At 66.8% G+C, this 18,149-nt stretch carries 17 protein-coding genes; 11 read left to right on the forward strand and 6 right to left on the reverse strand.

Features of this window, described 5'->3' with window-relative positions; translation table 11 throughout:
• Positions 1-134 precede the first annotated feature (134 nt).
• From AC3A6G_RS22140 to AC3A6G_RS22160, 5 genes are read left to right on the forward strand one after another with little or no spacing between them, the layout of a single operon-like run.
• The gene (locus tag AC3A6G_RS22140; RefSeq protein WP_487861939.1) at positions 135-920 is read left to right on the forward strand and encodes an ABC transporter substrate-binding protein; all 786 of its coding nucleotides are present in this window, start codon (positions 135-137) and stop codon (positions 918-920) included.
• Between the two features lie 15 nt (positions 921-935).
• Positions 936-1,607: an ABC transporter permease gene (locus AC3A6G_RS22145; RefSeq protein WP_487861938.1), complete on the forward strand. Its 672-nt coding sequence runs from the start codon at positions 936-938 to the stop codon at positions 1,605-1,607.
• Between the two features lie 4 nt (positions 1,608-1,611).
• Entirely contained in the window at positions 1,612-2,292 is a 681-nt protein-coding gene (locus tag AC3A6G_RS22150) for an ABC transporter permease (RefSeq protein WP_487874559.1), read from the forward strand.
• A gap of 13 nt (positions 2,293-2,305) precedes the next feature.
• A complete protein-coding gene (locus tag AC3A6G_RS22155; protein WP_487861936.1) occupies positions 2,306-2,893 on the forward strand; it encodes a hypothetical protein in 588 nt (195 codons plus the stop codon).
• Positions 2,890-3,648, forward strand: coding sequence for an amino acid ABC transporter ATP-binding protein (locus tag AC3A6G_RS22160; RefSeq protein WP_487861935.1), 759 nt, complete (start codon positions 2,890-2,892; stop codon positions 3,646-3,648). Before AC3A6G_RS22155 ends, AC3A6G_RS22160 begins: the two co-directional genes overlap by 4 nt.
• 27 nt (positions 3,649-3,675) lie before the next feature.
• Here AC3A6G_RS22160 and AC3A6G_RS22165 read toward each other — a convergent pair whose 3' ends face one another.
• On the reverse strand, positions 3,676-4,272 hold the full coding sequence (locus AC3A6G_RS22165; protein ID WP_487874560.1) for a chorismate mutase: 597 nt from the start codon (positions 4,270-4,272) through the stop codon (positions 3,676-3,678).
• 404 nt (positions 4,273-4,676) lie between these two features.
• Between AC3A6G_RS22165 and AC3A6G_RS22170 the strand changes: the two genes are divergently transcribed.
• Positions 4,677-6,062, forward strand: coding sequence for an RAD55 family ATPase (locus AC3A6G_RS22170; RefSeq protein ID WP_487861933.1), 1,386 nt, complete (start codon positions 4,677-4,679; stop codon positions 6,060-6,062).
• 16 nt (positions 6,063-6,078) lie between these two features.
• A complete protein-coding gene (locus tag AC3A6G_RS22175) occupies positions 6,079-6,522 on the forward strand; it encodes a response regulator (RefSeq protein ID WP_487874561.1) in 444 nt (147 codons plus the stop codon).
• Positions 6,523-6,791: 269 nt separating this feature from the next.
• Here the strand turns inward: AC3A6G_RS22175 and AC3A6G_RS22180 are convergent, their stop codons facing one another.
• On the reverse strand, positions 6,792-7,304 hold the full coding sequence (locus AC3A6G_RS22180; RefSeq protein ID WP_487864978.1) for an Lrp/AsnC family transcriptional regulator: 513 nt from the start codon (positions 7,302-7,304) through the stop codon (positions 6,792-6,794).
• Between the two features lie 92 nt (positions 7,305-7,396).
• On the opposite strand from AC3A6G_RS22180, the gene AC3A6G_RS22185 reads away from it, so the two are divergent.
• On the forward strand, positions 7,397-10,999 hold the full coding sequence (locus AC3A6G_RS22185) for an indolepyruvate ferredoxin oxidoreductase family protein (protein WP_487874562.1): 3,603 nt from the start codon (positions 7,397-7,399) through the stop codon (positions 10,997-10,999).
• Between the two features lie 389 nt (positions 11,000-11,388).
• Here the strand turns inward: AC3A6G_RS22185 and AC3A6G_RS22190 are convergent, their stop codons facing one another.
• Positions 11,389-11,811, reverse strand: coding sequence for a TA system VapC family ribonuclease toxin (locus tag AC3A6G_RS22190; RefSeq protein WP_487861929.1), 423 nt, complete (start codon positions 11,809-11,811; stop codon positions 11,389-11,391).
• A gap of 1 nt (position 11,812) precedes the next feature.
• Positions 11,813-12,052: a DUF6364 family protein gene (locus tag AC3A6G_RS22195; RefSeq protein WP_487861928.1), complete on the reverse strand. Its 240-nt coding sequence runs from the start codon at positions 12,050-12,052 to the stop codon at positions 11,813-11,815.
• Between the two features lie 848 nt (positions 12,053-12,900).
• Here AC3A6G_RS22195 and AC3A6G_RS22200 point away from each other — a divergent pair.
• The 3 genes from AC3A6G_RS22200 (at position 12,901) to xseB (ending at position 16,207) form a co-directional block, all read left to right on the forward strand.
• The gene (locus tag AC3A6G_RS22200; protein ID WP_487874563.1) at positions 12,901-13,071 is read left to right on the forward strand and encodes a hypothetical protein; all 171 of its coding nucleotides are present in this window, start codon (positions 12,901-12,903) and stop codon (positions 13,069-13,071) included.
• A 1,064-nt stretch (positions 13,072-14,135) separates the two neighbouring features.
• Positions 14,136-15,875 carry an exodeoxyribonuclease VII large subunit gene (gene xseA, locus AC3A6G_RS22205; protein ID WP_487874564.1) on the forward strand — a complete coding sequence of 580 codons (1,740 nt, stop codon included), beginning with the start codon at positions 14,136-14,138 and terminating at the stop codon, positions 15,873-15,875.
• Positions 15,872-16,207 carry an exodeoxyribonuclease VII small subunit gene (gene xseB, locus AC3A6G_RS22210; RefSeq protein WP_487874565.1) on the forward strand — a complete coding sequence of 112 codons (336 nt, stop codon included), beginning with the start codon at positions 15,872-15,874 and terminating at the stop codon, positions 16,205-16,207. The genes xseA and xseB overlap by 4 nt, the downstream gene beginning before the upstream one ends.
• Before the next feature lie 215 nt (positions 16,208-16,422).
• Here the strand turns inward: xseB and AC3A6G_RS22215 are convergent, their stop codons facing one another.
• Both AC3A6G_RS22215 and AC3A6G_RS22220 read right to left on the reverse strand, forming a co-directional pair.
• Positions 16,423-16,563, reverse strand: coding sequence for a hypothetical protein (locus AC3A6G_RS22215; RefSeq protein WP_487864973.1), 141 nt, complete (start codon positions 16,561-16,563; stop codon positions 16,423-16,425).
• Positions 16,564-16,725: 162 nt separating this feature from the next.
• A complete protein-coding gene (locus AC3A6G_RS22220) occupies positions 16,726-18,036 on the reverse strand; it encodes a hemolysin family protein (protein WP_487874566.1) in 1,311 nt (436 codons plus the stop codon).
• Positions 18,037-18,149: the final 113 nt, after the last annotated feature.

Here is an 18,149-nt window from a genome sequence, read left to right on the forward strand (position 1 = left end):
GGACGAAGGCCTGCCCCAAGTGTGCGAAAGGATGGCCTGGCGCCGCACAGTTGCATCCGATGCAAGCGTTGCGCACGCGCAGAAGCTCGTCGAGGATGCCGCCATCACAACGAACGACGCCGGAGACAACGACGATGCACTCTCGAACTTCCTTCACCGGTCCGCGCCGCAGAACCCTCTGCCTCTTGCTCTCGACCTGCGCCTGGATGGCGGCAGCTCACGCGCAAGGCAGCTACCGCATCGCGACCGAGGGTTCCTATCCCCCGTGGAGCTTCAAGGATGCGCAAGGGACGCTGCAGGGCTGGGACGTCGAGATCGCGAAGGCGCTCTGCGAGAAGATGAAGGCCAGGTGCGAGATCGTCGCCCAGGACTGGGACGGGATCATTCCCGGCCTCGTCGCGCGCAAGTACGACATGATCGTCGCGAGCATGGCCATCACGCCGCAGCGGCGCGAGCGCGTGGCCTTCTCGGCCAAGTACAAGGACACCATCTCGCGCTTCGTCGCCCGCAAGGGAACGCCGCCCGACGTCAGCCCCGCCGCGCTCAAGGGAAAGACCATCGGCGTGCAGCGCGGCTCCGTCCAGGCGGCCTACCTCGCGCAGAACTACCGCGACGCCGAGCTCAAGTTCTACGACACGCCGCAGGCGGCCGAACTCGACCTCGTCGCCGGTCGGGTCGCGTACATCCTCGGCAACATGGTCACCTACCATGTCGGCTTCCTGAAGACGCCCGAGGCGAAGGATTTCGCGTTCACCGGGCCGGAGCTCAAAGGCGGCATTCTCGGCGAGGGCAACGGCATCGCGGTGCGCAAGGACGACGGCGAGACGCTCGCGCGCATCAACGCCGCGCTGGAGGCGATCCGAGCCGATGGCACCTACGATCGCATCACGGCGAAGTACTTCCCGTTCAAGCTGATGTAGGCGTCGCGGCCTCCAATGGACTTCCTCCAAGGTTTTGGTGGCCAGTTGCTCCTGGGCACCCTCGTGACGCTGCAGCTCGCCGCGTGCTCCCTCGCGCTCGGCACACTGCTCGGTGCCGCCGTTTGCGCGCTGCAGCTCGCGGGCAACCGCGGGTTGCGGGCGCTCGGCAACGGCTATGCGGCGGTGATCCGCGGCATTCCCGACCTGCTCGTCGTCTTCGCGGTCTTCTTCGGTGGCTCTCTCGCGCTCGCCACCCTGACCGGGCGCTATGTCGAGATCGACACGTTCCTCGCGGGTGTCGTCGCGCTGGCCCTCTCGTTCGGCGCCTACGCGGCCGAGATCGCGAGGGGCGCGCTGCTGGCGGTTCCGAGGACGCAGCGGGAAGCCGCGAGGACGCTCGGTCTTTCAGGCCTTCAGGCGCTGTGCACCGTCGTGCTGCCCCAGGCAGTCCGCTTCGCGCTGGCACCGTTCGGCAACCAGTCGATCGTGCTGCTCAAGCAGACCTCGATCGTCTCCATCGTGGGATGCGACGAGCTCATGCGCAAGGCCGCCGAAGCTTCCGGCGCGACGCGCGAACCGTTCACGATGTATCTCGCCACGGCCTGCATCTACCTTGTCCTGACCGGCTTCGCCACGCTCTGCCTCGAGTGGGGAGAGCGGCGCGCCGCGCGTCCCCTGGCCAGCTGATCCCATGTTCGACATCACCCTCCTATGGTCCGTCGCCCCCGCTCTGCTCGAAGGTGCGTGGCTCACGCTGAAGCTCACCGCATGGGTCGTGGGCATCGGCACGGTCCTGGCTGTCCCCGTGGCGCTTTGCAAGAACTCGCGCGTGAGCGGAATCCGGGCGGTCGCGCATGCCTACCTGCTCTTCTTTCGCGGCACGCCCGCGCTGGTACAGCTTTTCCTCCTCTACTACGGGGCGGGCCAGTTCGATGCCATCCGCCACTCCGCGCTGTGGCCCGTGCTGCGCGATCCGTTCTGGTGCGTCGTGATCGCGTTGGGACTGAATTCCGCCGCCTACACAGGCAAGACGCTCGGGGCGGCGCTCGCGGCCGTTCCGCGCGGCACCCGGGAAGCGGCGCGCGTGCTCGGGCTCGCACGTGCGCACACCTTCTGGTTGGTCGAACTGCCGCTTGCGGCACGCACCGCGCTGCCGGCGTTCGGCAACGAGGTCATCCTGACCTGCAAGGCCACCTCGCTCGCGAGCACCGTGACGCTGCTCGAGCTCACCGGCACGGCTCGGCTGCTCACTTCCGAAACCTATGCGCCCTACGAGGTTTTTCTAGGGGCTGGCATCGTCTACCTCGCCATCAACTACGCGCTGCTGCGCGGGCTGCGCGCGCTGGAAGCCCCTCCCAGCCGCGGGCACTGAATCGAGCATCCCCATGAAATTCATCACCCTTGGCCCGACCGGCAGCAACCACGAATTCGTGGCCCGCCGCTACCTCGACTTCCATGGACTGCAGCACACCGCAAGCCTGGCCCTCGCGCAGGACTTCGATCGATGCGCAGACGCCGTGCTGCGGGGGACCGCGGATTTCATGATCCAGTGCGCCGTGCATCCCGAGACCGCTTCGACCGTCGCGAAGTGCTTCATCGGGCTGCATCTGATCGACACCTTCATCGCCCCGAGCCAGGACCTCGCCATCCTCCAGCGCCACGACGCGGCGCAGCCCACGTCGCTCGCGGTCATGCGCCCCACCCTGCCCTACATCGACCGTCATCGCTGGCAGCACATCGAGTTCGTGGACACTGTCGCAGAGGTCACGCAGGGCGTGATCGACGGCAGGTATCCGGCCGGCGTGGGCTATGCCCGTGCGGCCCAAGAGCATCCCGCGCAGTTGCGCATGGCGCAGTTCATCGGCACGGTGGACGATGCGTGGATGGTCTACGGCCGCACCCGCGTCCGCACGGGGGAACTGACCGCCTGGCGCGACAGCCCGGCAGCCGAACTCTACAAGGGGGCGGCATGAGCGCGGGCACGCCGGCCGCCACCATTTCCCCGGTGGTGTCCGTCGAGGGCCTGTCGAAGGCGTTCGCAGCCCACAAGGTCCTCGACCACATCGATCTGAACGTTTCTGCGGGCGAGCGCGTGGTGGTCTGCGGCCCGTCGGGCTCGGGGAAATCAACGCTCGCGAGGTGCATCAGCGGACTCGAGGGCTACGCAAGCGGTGCGGTGACGGTCAACGGGGTCGTTGTCTCGCCGCGCATGCGCCACGCCGATCTGGTGCGGGCCAATATCGGCATGGTGTTCCAGCAGTTCAACCTGTTCCCGCACCTTACGGTGCTCGAGAACTGCACCTTGGCGCAGCGCTGGGTCCGGCGCCGTTCCGCGAGCGAAGCCCGCGAGACGGCGCTCGAGTACCTGGGGAAGGTCCGGCTCGCCGAGAAGGCCTCGGCGTACCCGGCTCAGCTCTCGGGTGGACAACAGCAGCGCGTCGCCATCGCACGCGCGCTCTGCCTGAATCCCACGGTCATGCTGTTCGATGAGGCCACGTCGGCGCTCGATCCCGAGATGGTCAAGGAAGTGCTCGAGACCATGATCCTCCTCGCGCGCGACGGCATGACGATGATCTGCATCACGCACGAGATGGGCTTCGCCCGCGCGGTTGCGGACAAGGTCGTCTTCATGGACGACGGCCGCGTCGTCCAGTCGGCACCACCCGGCCAGTTCTTCGGCGAAGGCGCCGACCCGCGGATCCGGAGATTCCTCAGCCAGGTCTTCTGATCCGGTGCGCCGGCGGGCACGGGTCGATCAGTTCGCGCACACGCGCGCCAGCCCGCGGTCCAGCGCGATCCCGTAAAGCGGCGGCAACCGGTTCGCCGCAGCGTGCCGTGCGGTGGCATCGGCCAGCTGCTGGCGGCAGTCGGTCCGAGCGCGAAGCGAACGGGTGGCGATGAGTTCATCGATGAACCGCGGGCGCAGGCGGTCGAGCGCGGGGCGCAGCTCGCCGCGCAGATCGGCGCGAGTTTCTGCCGGCGCCCGCCCCCCGCGCCGCCACTCGGCCATGAGCGCGAACTGGACGAGCTTGCTCGCTTCGATCTGGTCCGTGAAGAAGGCCGTCGCCACTTCATGCGCCAGGCCCCGGTCGTTCGCCTCGCGCGCTGCTGCGGCGACGACCTGGCCTTCGCGCGGATCGCCCGGCGGATCTTCGACCGGCTGGCCTGTGTCCCATTTGGTGAGCGCCACCTGGCGCGACAGGTCGAGCCGCACCGCGCTCATCGCGACGAGCCGCGAGAACCCAGTGCCCGGGTCAGGCCCGTGCGCATCCGAAGCGCACGCGAGCAAGACCATGCCGACGAGGCAGGCGCCGGCCGCCCGAAGGCCGGTTTCCAGATAAGGCAGCTGCATGGGAACCTCCGATCCGAGCGGCCCGCCGGCGGCGCCGGCGTCATCCGTTCGACGTCACGCCAGCCTAGCGACGCCGCGATCTCGTGTCGCCTGCAAAGGTTCCGAGTTGCATGCTCTCGCGTCAGCGGTCATTGGCAGGTTTCATCGGTTCCGATGCAGCACCCTCCGCGCTCAGGTGATTCCGCGCCGGCTGGTGATCGAACAGCACGAGCGGCGTCGGGGTGCGGCCGTCGCCGAGTCCGATGCGCCGCCTCACAGGCACGGGAGCGATCGCTGCGTCCCAAACAGGCGCAGCCCCGGCCCGTGCAGGGAGATCCCATCTTAGAATTTGAGCCGCGGAGCACTCCCGAGGTGCTCGCCGCTGCCTCACCACAGATCCAACCCGTCCCGATTTTCCGATGCGAATGAAAAGATTGCCCACTGCAGTTCCAGGCCTGGACGTAATCCTCAGTGGCGGGCTGTTCGAGGGTGGCGTCTACATCTTCGAAGGACCGCCCGGCGTGGGAAAGACAACGCTCGCCAACCAGATCGCGTACACGCTGGCCCGGCGGAGGATGCGCACGCTCTATGTGACCATGCTTGCCGAGTCGCATGCGCGCATGCTGCAGCACATGGAACAGCAGGTGTTCTTTGATCAGGCCGATGTCAATGCCGAGGTCTTCTACGTCAGTGGCTATCGCGAGTTCGAGCAGGGCGGGCTGAAGGCCGTGGTCGAGTTGCTGCGCGGCGAACTCCAGCGCAGCGGCGCCGGTCTTCTTGTCATTGACGGACTGGTGGTCAACAGGGGTGTGACCACCGATGATTCCGTGCGCCAGTTTGTGCACGAGCTGCAGAGCCTGGTCAGCGCGATGTCATGTACCTGCTTGGTGCTGACGAGCGGCACCGGCAATGCCCTGAGCGCCGAGCAAACCATGGTCGACGGCATTTTCTCGTTCGAGGACCATGGCTTCCATTGGCGTGCCGAGCGCCGCATGCAAGTTCGCAAGTTCCGCGGCAGCCAGGTCATACGCGGGCAGCATACGTTCTGCATCACGATGCAGGGGCTGCAGTTCTTCCCCAGGCTCGAGAGCCTGCCGCGGCGCGACGACAGTGTCGAACTGGGTCGCGGCATTCTCCCGACTGGCCTGGGCCCGCTTGATGCAGTCCTACAAGCCGGTGGAGTTCTCTCCGGCAGCTCTTCAGTGGTGATCGGGCACAGTGGCTCGGGCAAGACAGCATTGGGCCTTGCATTCGCATCCGGCTGTTCTCCGGCCTCACCTGGCCTGCTGCTTTGCGGCACCGAATCCGCGGCGGATCTGCTGCTTGCGTCGACCGAACTGGGCTTCGCCGCGGGTGAAGCGGTGGACGAGGGTGTCCTGACGATCGAACAACTGGGAGGCGAGGACGAGTCTATGGATGAGATGGGGCACAAGCTGTTGAGGCTTGTCGACGAGCTGAGGATCCGAAGGTTGGTGGTGGATGGCCTTGAAGGCCTGGCGGACACCCTGGCATTTCCTGAGCGGGGCTACCGCTTTCTGGGTCGACTGCTTCTCGAACTCAAGCAACGCGGCGTGACATCGATGTTCACGGTGGATCCCGCCGCTTTGGCTGTTGCGGCTGGTACCCCGCTCGCCGATGGCGTGGTAGGCCGGTTCGACAACGCTTTCACTTTCTCCGCAGCGGCGGTTCAGGCCCTGCAACCCGGCAGGCGTCCCCTCGAGATCACCAAGGTTCGCGGAACGCGCGCCACCAAGAGAGCCGCCGACGTTCACCTGTCCCGATTCGATGCCACACAGCCCCCAAACGCCTGAGTGAAAGGAGCCGTTCATGAAGCTGGTCCTGATCGTCGAGGACGAATTTGGCAATGCCGAGGTACTGCGGCTCTTGTTTGAAGCCGAGGGCTATCGCGTGGCTGCCGCGTCCAACGGACGCGCCGCGCTGGCGCTGCTCCAGGGTGAAAGGCCGGCGCTGATTCTTTCGGACTTCATGATGCCGATCATGAACGGAGCCGAACTCGGCAACGCCGTGCGCAGCGATTCGACGTTGTCTCAGGTACCGTTCGTTTTCATGAGCGGGACCAACGAAGAGGTCGTGCAGCGCCTCTTTCGGGACTACGACGCTTTCCTCTCGAAGCCCTTCGACTTTCCGGAGATGCTGTCGCTGGTGGAGCGATTGATTGCGGGGGGACGCCCGGCCCGGCCGAGCGCCGAGGAAGTGGACAGATCCATGCGGCACCTGCTCAAAGGGATCCACCTGCCACCGGAACGCTGAGCGCCCTGGCGCCCGGGTGCAACGAGCGCATCGGGACCGGAGGACACGCAATCAGGCTCTCGCGTGTGCACGCGGCGGTCCTGCGCCCCGCATCTCGCATTGCGCGATGGCGCAGGCGCCCCAGATCGGAACTCTGCCGGGCGGCGCCCGATCCCAAGGACTGCGCGCCGTCTCCGAGGCAGGCTGACGCCTTCGCACTGCCCCGCGACACAGTCTCTGCACGCCAGGTCGCGCGGGTTGTTTGCCCGATGTCGGAAGCGCGCCCCGATTCAGATCGCCCTGCGCGCCGTCGGCGCTGTCTGACCCAGATCGATCGGCAGCGTACCGCCGGCCTTCACTTCCCGAAGCACGACCGCCGAGCGCACATGCGTGACGCCGGCCTGCTCGAAGAGCGTGGTGTGAAGGAATTTCTCGTAGTGCTTGATGTCCGGCACGAGCACCGTGAGGATGTAGTCGGCCGGCCCCGTGGCCGAAACGCAGCGCACGATCTGTGGGCTTGCCTGCACCGCACGCTCGAAGTCGCGGACCTTGGACTCGTGATGCCGGTCCAGGTTGACTTCGGTCACGGCGGCAAGGTTGAGCCCCACCTTCTCGCGGTCGACCACGACCGTGTAGCCGCGGATCACGCCCGTGGCCTCCATGTCCTTGATGCGGCGCCAGCATGGGGTCGAGGACAGCCCCACCTTGTCGGCGATCTGCTGCACGGACTGGCGCGCGTCGCGTTGCAGTTCGAGCAGGATCTGGAGCGAGTAGGCATCAAGAGGAACAGAATCGTCGTTCATGGTGGTTTCGGGAGGAAGTTCTTCTCAAAACAAGGGTGACCTCGGGTGCATCGGGAAGAGTATTCCTCCGGGCGGCGAAGAACAATCCTTGCATGAAGCCGCCCGCCACCTCCCCTGTCCAGCGCCCCAGCTACCAGCTCTCCGACGGCCTCTGGGCCCGCTCGGGCGCCGTGTTCCTGACCGGCACGCAGGCGCTCGTGCGATTGCTCCTGATGCAACGACAGCGCGACGCCGCGCGCGGCCTCGACACCCGCGGCTTCGTCAGCGGCTACCGCGGCTCGCCGCTCGGGATAGTCGACCAGGCGATCTGGAAGGCCGGCCCGGACTTCGCCGATGCGGGCATCCGCTTCGTACCGGCAATCAACGAGGAACTCGCGGCCACGCAGGTGCTCGGCACGCAGCGCGTCGAATCCGACCCCGAGCGCACGGTCGAGGGCGTGTTCGCGATGTGGTACGGCAAGGGCCCGGGCGTCGACCGCGCCGGCGACGCGCTCAAGCACGGCAATGCCTACGGATCATCCCCGCACGGCGGGGTGCTGGTCGTCGCAGGTGACGACCACGGCTGCGTCTCGTCCTCGATGCCGCATCAGAGCGACCACGCGTTCGCGGCCTGGAGCATGCCGGTGGTGCAGCCGGCCTGCGTGGCCGAGTACCTCGAGTTCGGCCTCTATGGCTACGAGCTCTCGCGTTATTCGGGCGCCTGGGTCGCGATGGCCGCGCTCTCCGAGGTGGTCGAGAGCGCGGGCACGGTCGACCTCGACCTGATCGCCGCGCGCGCCGCCGCCTGGGCCGATGCCGAGGGCGTGCACGCCGCCTCCGGCCATCGCGCCCCGGCCGACGGCCTGCACTACCGCTGGCCCGACCTGCCGTCGCTGCGCATCGAGTCGCGGCTGGCCGACAAGCTCGCGGCCGTCGCGGCCTTCGCGCGCGTCAACAGCATCGATCGCGAAGTGATCCACAGCCCGCAGGCGAGGGTCGGCATCGTGACCTGCGGCAAGGCGCACTACGACCTCATGGAAGTGCTGCGCCGCCTCGCGCTGACGCCCGAGACGCTGGCGCGCGCGGGCGTGCGGCTCTACAAGGTGGGCCTGAGCTTCCCGCTCGAGCAGACCCGCATGCGCACTTTCGCGCAGGGCCTGGAAGAGATCCTCGTCGTCGAGGAAAAGGCCCCCGTCGTCGAGACCCAGCTGCGCGACCTCTTCTACAACGCGCCAGCGGGCGCCAGGCCGGCGCTGGTGGGCAAGCAGGATCGCGACGGCCGGCCCTTCATCTCGGCGCTCGGCGAGCTGCGGCCGTCGCGCCTGATCGAGCAGGTGGCCCGATGGCTTGCCGCCCACTTTCCGGACCACCACGAGTTCGGAGGCCCTCTGCTGCAGCATGTGCGCGATTTCACGCCGCCGCAGCTGCTCGGCAACGCGAGCGACACGGTCAAGCGCCTGCCCTACTTCTGCGCCGGCTGCCCGCACAACACGAGCACACGGGTACCCGAGGGCTCGACCGCGCGTGCCGGCATCGGCTGCCACTTCATGGCCAACTGGATGGACCGCAGCACCGCGGGACTGATCCAGATGGGGGGCGAGGGCGTGGACTGGATCTCGCATGCGATGTTCACGCGCACCCCGCATGTGTTCCAGAACCTCGGCGACGGCACCTACTACCACTCGGGCTACCTCGCGATCCGCCAGGCCGTCGCCGCCAAGGCGACCCTCACCTACAAGATCCTCTTCAACGACGCGGTCGCGATGACGGGCGGCCAGCCGGTCGACGGTGTGATCAGCGTCGACGCGATCGCGCGCCAGGTCGAATCCGAAGGGGTCAGGCAGATCGTCGTCGTCAGCGACGCGATCGAGAAGTACGCGCCGCAGCGCGGCCGCTTCCCGGCCGGCACCGAATTCCATGACCGCAGCGAGCTGGACGCGGTCCAGCGCCGGCTGCGCGAGGTTCCCGGCGTGACCGTGCTCATCTACGAGCAGACCTGCGCCGCCGAGAAGCGCCGCCGGCGCAAGAAGGGGCACCTGGCGGATCCGCCCACGCGCCTGTTCATCAACGAGGCGGTCTGCGAAGGCTGCGGCGACTGCTCCGTCCAGAGCAACTGCGTCGCGGTGCTGCCGCTCGAGACCGCGCTCGGCCGCAAGCGCAAGATCGACCAGACGAGCTGCAACAAGGACTATTCGTGCGCGAAGGGCTTCTGCCCGAGCTTCGTCAGCGTGACAGGCGGGACGCTGCGCAGGAAGCGCGGCGCGCTGGCCGACGGGCACGACGCCTTCCTTGAGCAGGTGCAGGCACTGCCCGGACCTGCCGCTCGCAGCGACTGGGAAGCGCCCTACGACCTGCTCGTCACCGGTGTCGGCGGCACCGGCGTGGTCACCGTCGGCGCGGTGATCGCGGTGGCGGCTCACCTCGAAGGCAAGTCCGCCAGCGTGCTCGATTTCATGGGCTTCGCGCAGAAGGGCGGCGCCGTCCTGAGCTTCGTGCGGCTCGCCGACCGGCCCGAACGACTCAACCAGGTGCGCATCGACACCCAGCAGGCCGACGCGATCCTCGCATGCGACATCGTGGTCGGCGCTTCGCCGGAAGCCCTGCAGACCGTGCGCCACGGCCGCACCCGCATCCTCGCGAACACGCACGGGATCCCGGTGGCCGAATCGCTGCGCAATCCCGACGCCGACCTGCAAATCGAATTGCTGTGCGAGAAGATGCGCTTCGCGGCCGGCCGCGACCAGGTCGAAACGTTCGATGCGCAGGTCCTGGCCGAGGAATTCCTCGGCGACACGCTCGCCTCGAACATCCTCGCCACCGGATATGCCTGGCAGCGCGGCCTGATCCCGCTGAGCCTCGAGGCGCTGACGCGCGCCATCGAGCTCAACGGCGTCGCCGTCGCAGCGAACCTCACGGCGTTCGCACTCGGGCGCCTCGCCGCAGAACGGCCAGAGGCGATCGAGACGCTGCGAGGCGGCGGCGCAGCCGCCGCAACGGACCTCGCCGATGCATCGCTCGATACGCTGATCGCCGAAGCCCGTACGCAGTTGCACAGCTACCAGGACGCCGCCTGGGCGCGGCGCTTCGAAACGCGCGTGCGCCGGATCGCTCAGTGCGAGGCCGCGCTGGTGGGCGGCGATCCGTCCCTGCCGCTCGCGCGCAATGCTGCACGCAGCCTGCGCAAGCTCATGAGCTACAAGGATGAATACGAGGTCGCGCGGCTCTATAGCGACGGCCGCTTCCGCAAGGAGCTCGCCGGGCAATTCGAAGGCAATCCAAGCCTCGCGTTCCACATGGCACCACCCTTTCTCGCGCGTCCCCGCAACGGCCAGCCACCGGCCAAGATCCGCCTGGGCGGCTGGATGCTGCCTGCCATGAAATGGCTCGCCCACGGCAAGCGGCTGCGCGGCACGCCCTTCGATCCCTTCGGCCACACGGCGGAGCGACGGCTCGAACGGGCGCTGATCGGCCAGTTCGAAGCCCGGCTAGACGAACTCGCATGCGAACTCACGCCTGCCAACCAGGTGCTCGCCGCCCAGATCGCCGCACTGCCGCTCGCGATCCGCGGCTTCGGCCATGTGAAGCTCGCGAACCTTGCCATGGCCCGCGCCCGCGAGGCGGAGCTGATGCACCGTTTCTCGCCGGATCGCTACCCGAGGCCCGCGGGTCCGCCCGGCGCGGGCCAGATCCGAGGGATCGCCGTCGTCGCGCAGTGAACGACAGGCGCAGTGTCCTTCAATGGTGGCCCCGTTGATCGTTGGCAACGGCGACACACCCTTCCGACGGCCGCACCCCGGGCCTGCGGCATGGCTAAGCCTGCATGACTGCGAAAACGTCCAGGGTGTTGCGGCAACGCTCGGCGTGCAAAAGACGGAAGGAGCACAGCGCCCGACGGGCGTCGATTCCCGGCCTGGCCGCAGATCCTTGCCACCCGCAGCTTAGCTGCGCTGCAAGTTCGAGAAGGCGTCCGGCCAAGTCCTCACTGTCGCAGGCGAGCTCGCAGCGGGCCAAGCCGAAACTTCAGCCGGCATCTCGCATTCGCCGAACCGGTCCGGCGAACCGTTCCTCGATCTGAACGTCGTGCTCCGACTGCGGCAGCATCTTCCTAGGTCGCAAGCCGCGTGAATTGCGCTCTGGTGAGGAGCCGCTTGAAATCGCCGTCAAACGTTACAAGGTGCTCGCCCTGGTGCGAGACCGCCGCAGCCAACCACGCGTCCGGAATGTCGTTAGCGGTCAGATTGTTGTCGGCGCAGAGTCGATGCAGCAGATCCCATTCACCGCCAAGCTCCCTCATCTCGACCCCGGGTGAGTTCAGGATAGCCTGGACGAAATTCAGCGCCGCATCGATCGGCGTGGGCATCACAAAGATTTTTGAGTTCGTCACCAGGCGCAGAAAGCTCGCAACCACCATAGGCTGCAAGGCAAGAGAGCGTCCTGCGCTCGCATCCGCAAGCGCTCGCTCAAGCCAGCTGAGTGCGGTTGCATGGTTCGGATGGTCGCTTCGAGACGCCGCGACCAGAACATTCACGTCAGGCGTCACGGTCAGCCGCGTCCAGCAGTTCCTTGTTGCTCAGGCCGCTCATGCGGCCGACCAGCCCCCCCTTGCCGCGAAACACGGGCAAACGCGCAGTCTGGGAAGCTGCCGGCTTGACCTTCAGCCGCATTTGTAGCCCTTCCTCGATAAGGCGCGTGAGGCTCGTGCGCTGCTGCGCCGCAAGCGACTTGGCCTGCATCAACAAATTGTCGTTCAGATCGAGCGTCGTCTTCATAATCAACCCGCCAAAAATGCGATACAGATTTCTGTATTATAACTTTGCGTCGGTGCTGGTCAAGGCGCGGCGCTCTGACCATGGCGTGTGGGGGCATCGATCACGACCTTGGTCGGCGGCCACTGGCGAGCGATATGCACCAAGGTCAATATCCAGCGTCGGCACGCACCTCGTAGATCAGCCGATAGCTCTCGTGTGGGATCAACTCACGCGTGCCGAGGATCTGTCCGGCCCGTCCTAGCAGGGGATGCTCGGCCAGCCGGCCCAGGCCGAGATCTACGCCGCCCGCTAAGCCGAGCAAGACGACGCCGACTGGAGCCCCGATGCACCTTGTCTTTGACACCGATGCCCTGTCCTTCGCGCTACTGGAGCGCGGCACACCGCACCACCTGCTGTAACGGCCGCTGGTTCCATGGCAACGACGAGATCTGCAAGTTGCCGCAGACGATCCTTCTCATGTGCGTCGTCATGCCGGCGTGGTTCGCCGCCGGCTTCGCCGACTGGGCGCTGCACCGGCGCACGCGGGTTCGAACGCAACGCGGGCGTGCGGGAGTCGGTGTTGCACATCGTCATGCTGGCCGAGATCGGCATTCCCATCCTGGCCGTGATCCTTCTCGAGTTCAACGCCGGTGTGCTTGCGCTGTGCCTCTGGGCTTTCGCGATGTACGAGGTCACGGTGTACCTCGATCTGCGGTGGGCAGCGCCTCGGCGGGCGATCACCCCGCTGGAGCAGATGGTGCACAGCGTGCAGGAGATGCTGCCCGTTGCGGCCATCGCCCTGCTTGCTTCCTTGCACTGGGAGGCCACACTGCGTTGCTGGGCGTCGGGGCGAGGCAGCGTTCGCGCCCGTGCTGCGCGCCGATGCCCCGCCGCTGGGCTATCTGGCCGTGCTCGCGGTGGCTTCCGTGCTGCTGGGCGCTTGCTACCTCGAGGAGCTGTGGCGCTGCATCCGCCATTGGCGGCGCGGCGCGCCCGGGCGAAGAACGACGGCCGAGGGTCGGGACCTGTCCGATCGGTGAAACTGCCAACGCCCACGCCGCGAAGGGCAGGCAGAATGCGGTTGGGAGCATCTCACGGACCGAAGCCTGCGAAGTTTGGAGGAGAACAGCCATGAAGCCGTGGACCATCCTCGTGGCGCTGGCCGCGAGCGCACCGGCCTGGGCGCAGACCCTGCGGTCCTGCTGGAAGCATGCAACGCGATGGAGCCGGCCAGCAACCGCCTCGAGTGCCTGCGTGCAGCCAGCGGCATCGGCCACGGCGCCCCGCCCCTCTCAAGCCAGGACTCGGCCATGCCGCAGCCCGTGCATGCGCCAGGCGCGCCGCGCACTGCTGTCTCCCGGACCGAGAACGGCGCCGCCGGAGGCAAGACCTGCCCCGTCGGTTCCCGCGGCGCAACGTACACGATCACCGCCAGGGGGCGGAAGAAGTACGGCGGATGCTGAGCATCGCGTGGCCGGGTGGGACCTGGCTTGCGAGCCCTCGCGATGGCGCCGCCGCCGCGCTTGCGTCATCGCCGCATGCCGCGCATACCGATAGCCAAGACGATAGCCAGGCGCGTTGTCAGTGGCTACAACTCTTTCTCGCAGGAGCCGCCGGGTAGCTACCCCATCGTGCGCGCGTGACCCGCGACGCGCGATCAGAATCTCCGACGCCTGCCCCACCAGGGCAGGTCGTGTCCGCTCGACGACAGGAGGAACCCAGCCGCGAGGAGGCCCGTCAAGGCCGCCGGTGCCCAAAGCCTGGCGGCCTTGTTGTTCGTGCGGCTCACAATGGCGCGACGCCGACGAGCGCCGTGGCTCGTGCGCTGGTGGCCGGCGTGGACGCTGCCGCAACGGCGGCCGCAAACTGCACATCGACCTGCACTGCACAGGATCACGGATGTGGGCGATGCTGTTCGTGCTGGCCCTGAGCAGCGTCGCCTTCAACCTGCCCCAGGTGTACGAGCCCGCGATGAAAGCGCCTGCAGCAACGGGCTATCTGGGAAAATCGACCTGCTGCCTGAGTGCGTCCAACTCGGCATCGATCGGGCGCTCGCTCAACACCTTTCGGCAACAATGCCGCAGCACAGGGTCCCTCCGCACCGATGTCTCGCCAATATTTGAACGTTCCCTTCGCTCAGAAGGACGCTGCCAAGGCGCTCGGCGCGCGCTTCGATGGTGCGGTCAAGCGCTGGTACGTCGAGCCCGGCACCGACCTCGTCCCCTTTGGCGCCTGGCTGCCGGCGGATGCAGCCTCTGCGGGCGCTGGCTCCGGCGACCTCGCCCTCGCGGGCACCGCGGAAACGGGCTTGGCCCTTCCCAAGGGTGGCATCCCGCTCTCGCGCCTCCTCGGTGGCGTTGCAAGCGCCGTGGCCCAGGCTTTCGCCGGCGGCGTCTGGACCCTGGTGGAGGTCAACGAGGCCAGCATCCGCAACGGGCATGTCTATCTGGAGCTCTCCGAGCGCGATCGCAGTGGCCAGCCGATCGCCCGGGCGCGGGCCATGATCTGGGCCTCGACGGCCTCCCGCATCCTGCCCGACTTCGAAAACGCCACCGGTGCCGTGATCGGCGCGGGCATCAAGCTGTTGGTGCGGGCCAAGCCGGTGGTGAACGCGCGGTTCGGCCTGAACCTGGAAATCGATGCCATCGATCCCGAATACACGCTCGGCGACCTCGAGGCGCGCAAGAAGGGAATACGCACACGGCTCCAGCAGGAAGGCCTGTTCGACCGAAATCGCCGGCTTCCCCCCGCGTGGGACTACAGCCTCGTGCTCGTCGTTGCGCCGCAGGAAGCCGCCGGGCTGGGCGACTTCCGTAAGGAGGCCGAGCGGCTTGCGCAATTCGGCATCTGCCGCTTCGTCTACGCGCACAGCCGCTTCCAGGGCGAGGGCGCGGGGCGCGAGATCGCCGGCGCCGCGGCCGCGGCGCTGCGCAGAATGGAAAATGACTTTGAGGCCCGCCCCGACGCCATCGTCGTCATTCGAGGCGGCGGGGCCGTGAATGATCTCGCGTGGCTTGATGACTACGACCTGGCCCGCTTTATCTGCGAGCAGAACATCCCGGTCCTGACCGGAATCGGCCATGAGCGCGACAGCACGATGGCCGACGAGGTGGCGCACACCCGCTTCGACACGCCGAGCAAGGCCATCGGGGGCATCGAGCAGCAGATCGCGCGCCGGGCGCGAGAAGCCCGGATGGCCTGGGACGCAATCCTCGCAGCCTCTGCGCGCGACGCGCGCACCGTCTCGGTGTCGCTGGAGCGTTTCAACGCGGGGATCCGGGCCGACGCACGGGAGCATCTCTTCCGGGCCAAGCAAGCCAACACGACGGCGCTCCATGCGGTCTCGGTCGGTTCGGTGCAGCGCGTCCACGACGCCTCGAGGCATACCGAAGCCCTATTCAACCAGGCGCGCGGCGACGCGCTTCAAGCACTGGCTACGGCCGGGCAGCAAGTGCCGTCCTGGATGACCGCGATCCGCGCCGGCGCGCTGGCGAATCTCAATGCGTCCCGATCGGCCACACGCGTCGCCCTCAACACGGTGGTCGACCGCACGGGCGCGGCGGCGCGCGCCACCGCGCAGGCGCTGGATGGGTGCATGCAGCAGGTCGCGGAGCGTTCGGACGGCGTCATGCAACGGACCCGAGACAACGCCCAGGGACTGATACGCGAGATCGCCGGACAAGGCCCCGAGAAGACACTGACCCGCGGCTTCGCCATCGTGCGCGCCCCCGACGGGAAGCCGGTGACCTCGAGCGTGCAGGCGCGAAGCGCGCCGCAACTCCAGATTCAATTCAAGGACGGACCCACCGACGTCCGGACCGTCCCTGCCCAAAGAAGGAAATGACCATGGCTCAACGAAGTTTCAAGGAGGCGTACGGCGTGCTGCAGCGGCATGCCGAGACGCTGCGCGACCAGAACGAACCGAACATCGACGACCTGCTGACGATCGTCACGGAGTCCGTCGATGCGTACAAGGTCTGCAAGGAGCGCATCGACGCTGTCGAAGCGGCGCTCAAGGCGGCTCTCGACGGCGCGGGTGTCGGGGCATCGATGTTCGGCGCTGCTGCCGCTGAGAGAAGCAGCGAAACACCCAGGAAAAGCACCTCCGCAACACGAGCGCCACATGCGGCGCCAGCGGCGGAGAAAGGCTTCGACGACGACGACAACCCATTTTAGGGAAGGTCTTGGACGGGCGCCTCCCGGATCACAAGGAAATCGTAGCGTGAAGAGGCAGGAGGCAGGGCTGCAGTCTTATATCCGGCCTGTTCTGCAGGCTGATATGCGCACTGGCCTTGATGGTTTTCGCTGACAAGGTTCCCATCTGAACATCGAGCTCGCTGCTCTTGTTCCCTATCGGAGTGTGCTCGTCCCGGTCCGACCTGCCTGTCCCATCAAACGCGCCCATGCCATCTGAACAAGTCCACCGAAAGCGGCAGTTCGGCTTGGTGAAGGTGCGTCTCCTTGGCCTGGCGACTGAGGTGCGCCTGATCGCCGATCACGTCGGGTTGCCGCAGAAGTTCGGAGATGCCCATGTTCTCCGGCCTCAGCAGAGCGGGACGTCCTTGGTCGGGTAGCCGTCGGTGCAAGCGGTGCCGAGGGCAGCCAAGAGGAGCAAGCTTCCGGCGACCCTCTGGCCGGCAGAAGCAGCGACTCGATGCTTTGCCACGGAATCTACTCAACGCCGAGCGAAGGTTTCATCGGCTCGAGGCCGGGGCCTTGGGGACGCGTGCCGCCAGAACCTTGTCGATGGTCTTGCCGTCCATGTCGACGATCTCGAAGCGCCAGCCTTCCCAGTCGACGGTGTCGGTGATCTTCGGCAAGCGTCCCGTCAGCAACATCATCATGCCGCTGAGGGTGTGGTAACGGCCGCGATCCTCTTCCGGCACCTCGTCCAGTGTCAGCCTGTCCTTCAGTTCGGGAACTGGGATGTGGCCATCGAGCAGCCAGCTGCCGTCATCGCGCTGAACGGCCCACGATGTCTCTGGATTGCGCGGCTGGAACTCGCCGGTGATGGCCTCGATGAGGTCCTGCGTGACGATGCCCTGGACTTCACCGTACTCGTCGACAACGAACGCCATGCGGACATCGGAGGATCGGAAGTTGTCGAGCAACTCCATGCCGGTCAGCGTCTCGGGTACGTAGAGCGGCGTCTGCAGCGGTTGACTGCTCAGGGCGCGTTGTCCGCCGCGCAGGGCCTGGGACAGCCACTTGCGTGCATTGACGATGCCCAGCACGTTGTCGAGACCGCCGCGCACAACTGGAAAGTGCTCGTGGTTCGAGGATTCGATCCGGGCGAGGTTTTCCTCGAAAGGCAAGTCCACCTCCAGGATCTTCACGTCGCCGCGAGGCACCATGAGCGACCCGATCTCGCGGTCGTCGAGGCGGAAAACGTTGCGGACCATGGCGTGCTCGTGAGACTCGATCACCCCTGCGGTCGTACCTTCGACCAGCATCGCGTGGATCTCTTCCTCGGTGACCGGGCTGCCGCTGGTTTCCTTCACGCCCAGCAGGCGCAGCAGCGTGCGCGTCGAGACGGACAGCAGGACGACGAAGGGCTTGGTGGCAACGGCGAGCCAGTTGATCGGCCGCGCGACCAGGCGGGCGAACGTCTCGGGGTACGACTGGCCGATGCGCTTGGGCACGAGTTCACCGACCACGATGGAGAAGTAGGTGATGACCAGAACGACGAGGCCCGTGGCGCCGTAGCTGGCGTACGGATCGGGGACACCGAGGCTCGAGAGCCAGACGGCGAGCGGTGCGGCAAGCGCTGCCTCGCCGACGATGCCGTTGAGGACGCCGATGGAGGTGATGCCGATCTGGATGGTCGAGAGAAAGCGCGTCGGGTCTTGACCCAGTTCGACGGCAGCGACAGCGGAGCGGTTGCCCTCATCCACAAGCTTCTGCAACCGCGCCTTGCGCGCAGTCACAAGCGCGATCTCGGACATGGCGAACAAGCCGTTGAGCAGGATCAGAGCGAAAAGTATGGCAATTTTGTTGATTTCCATCCAGAAGTGACCCACTAAGCCCGGCGATTTCCACCTAAATCTGACCCACGTAAGAACCCTAACCTGCTGCTTTTAGCGGCAGGAGCACAGGAGTGATTGACGTGGCGACACTG

This window comes from Variovorax sp. Soil_C_26, assembly GCF_057657075.1.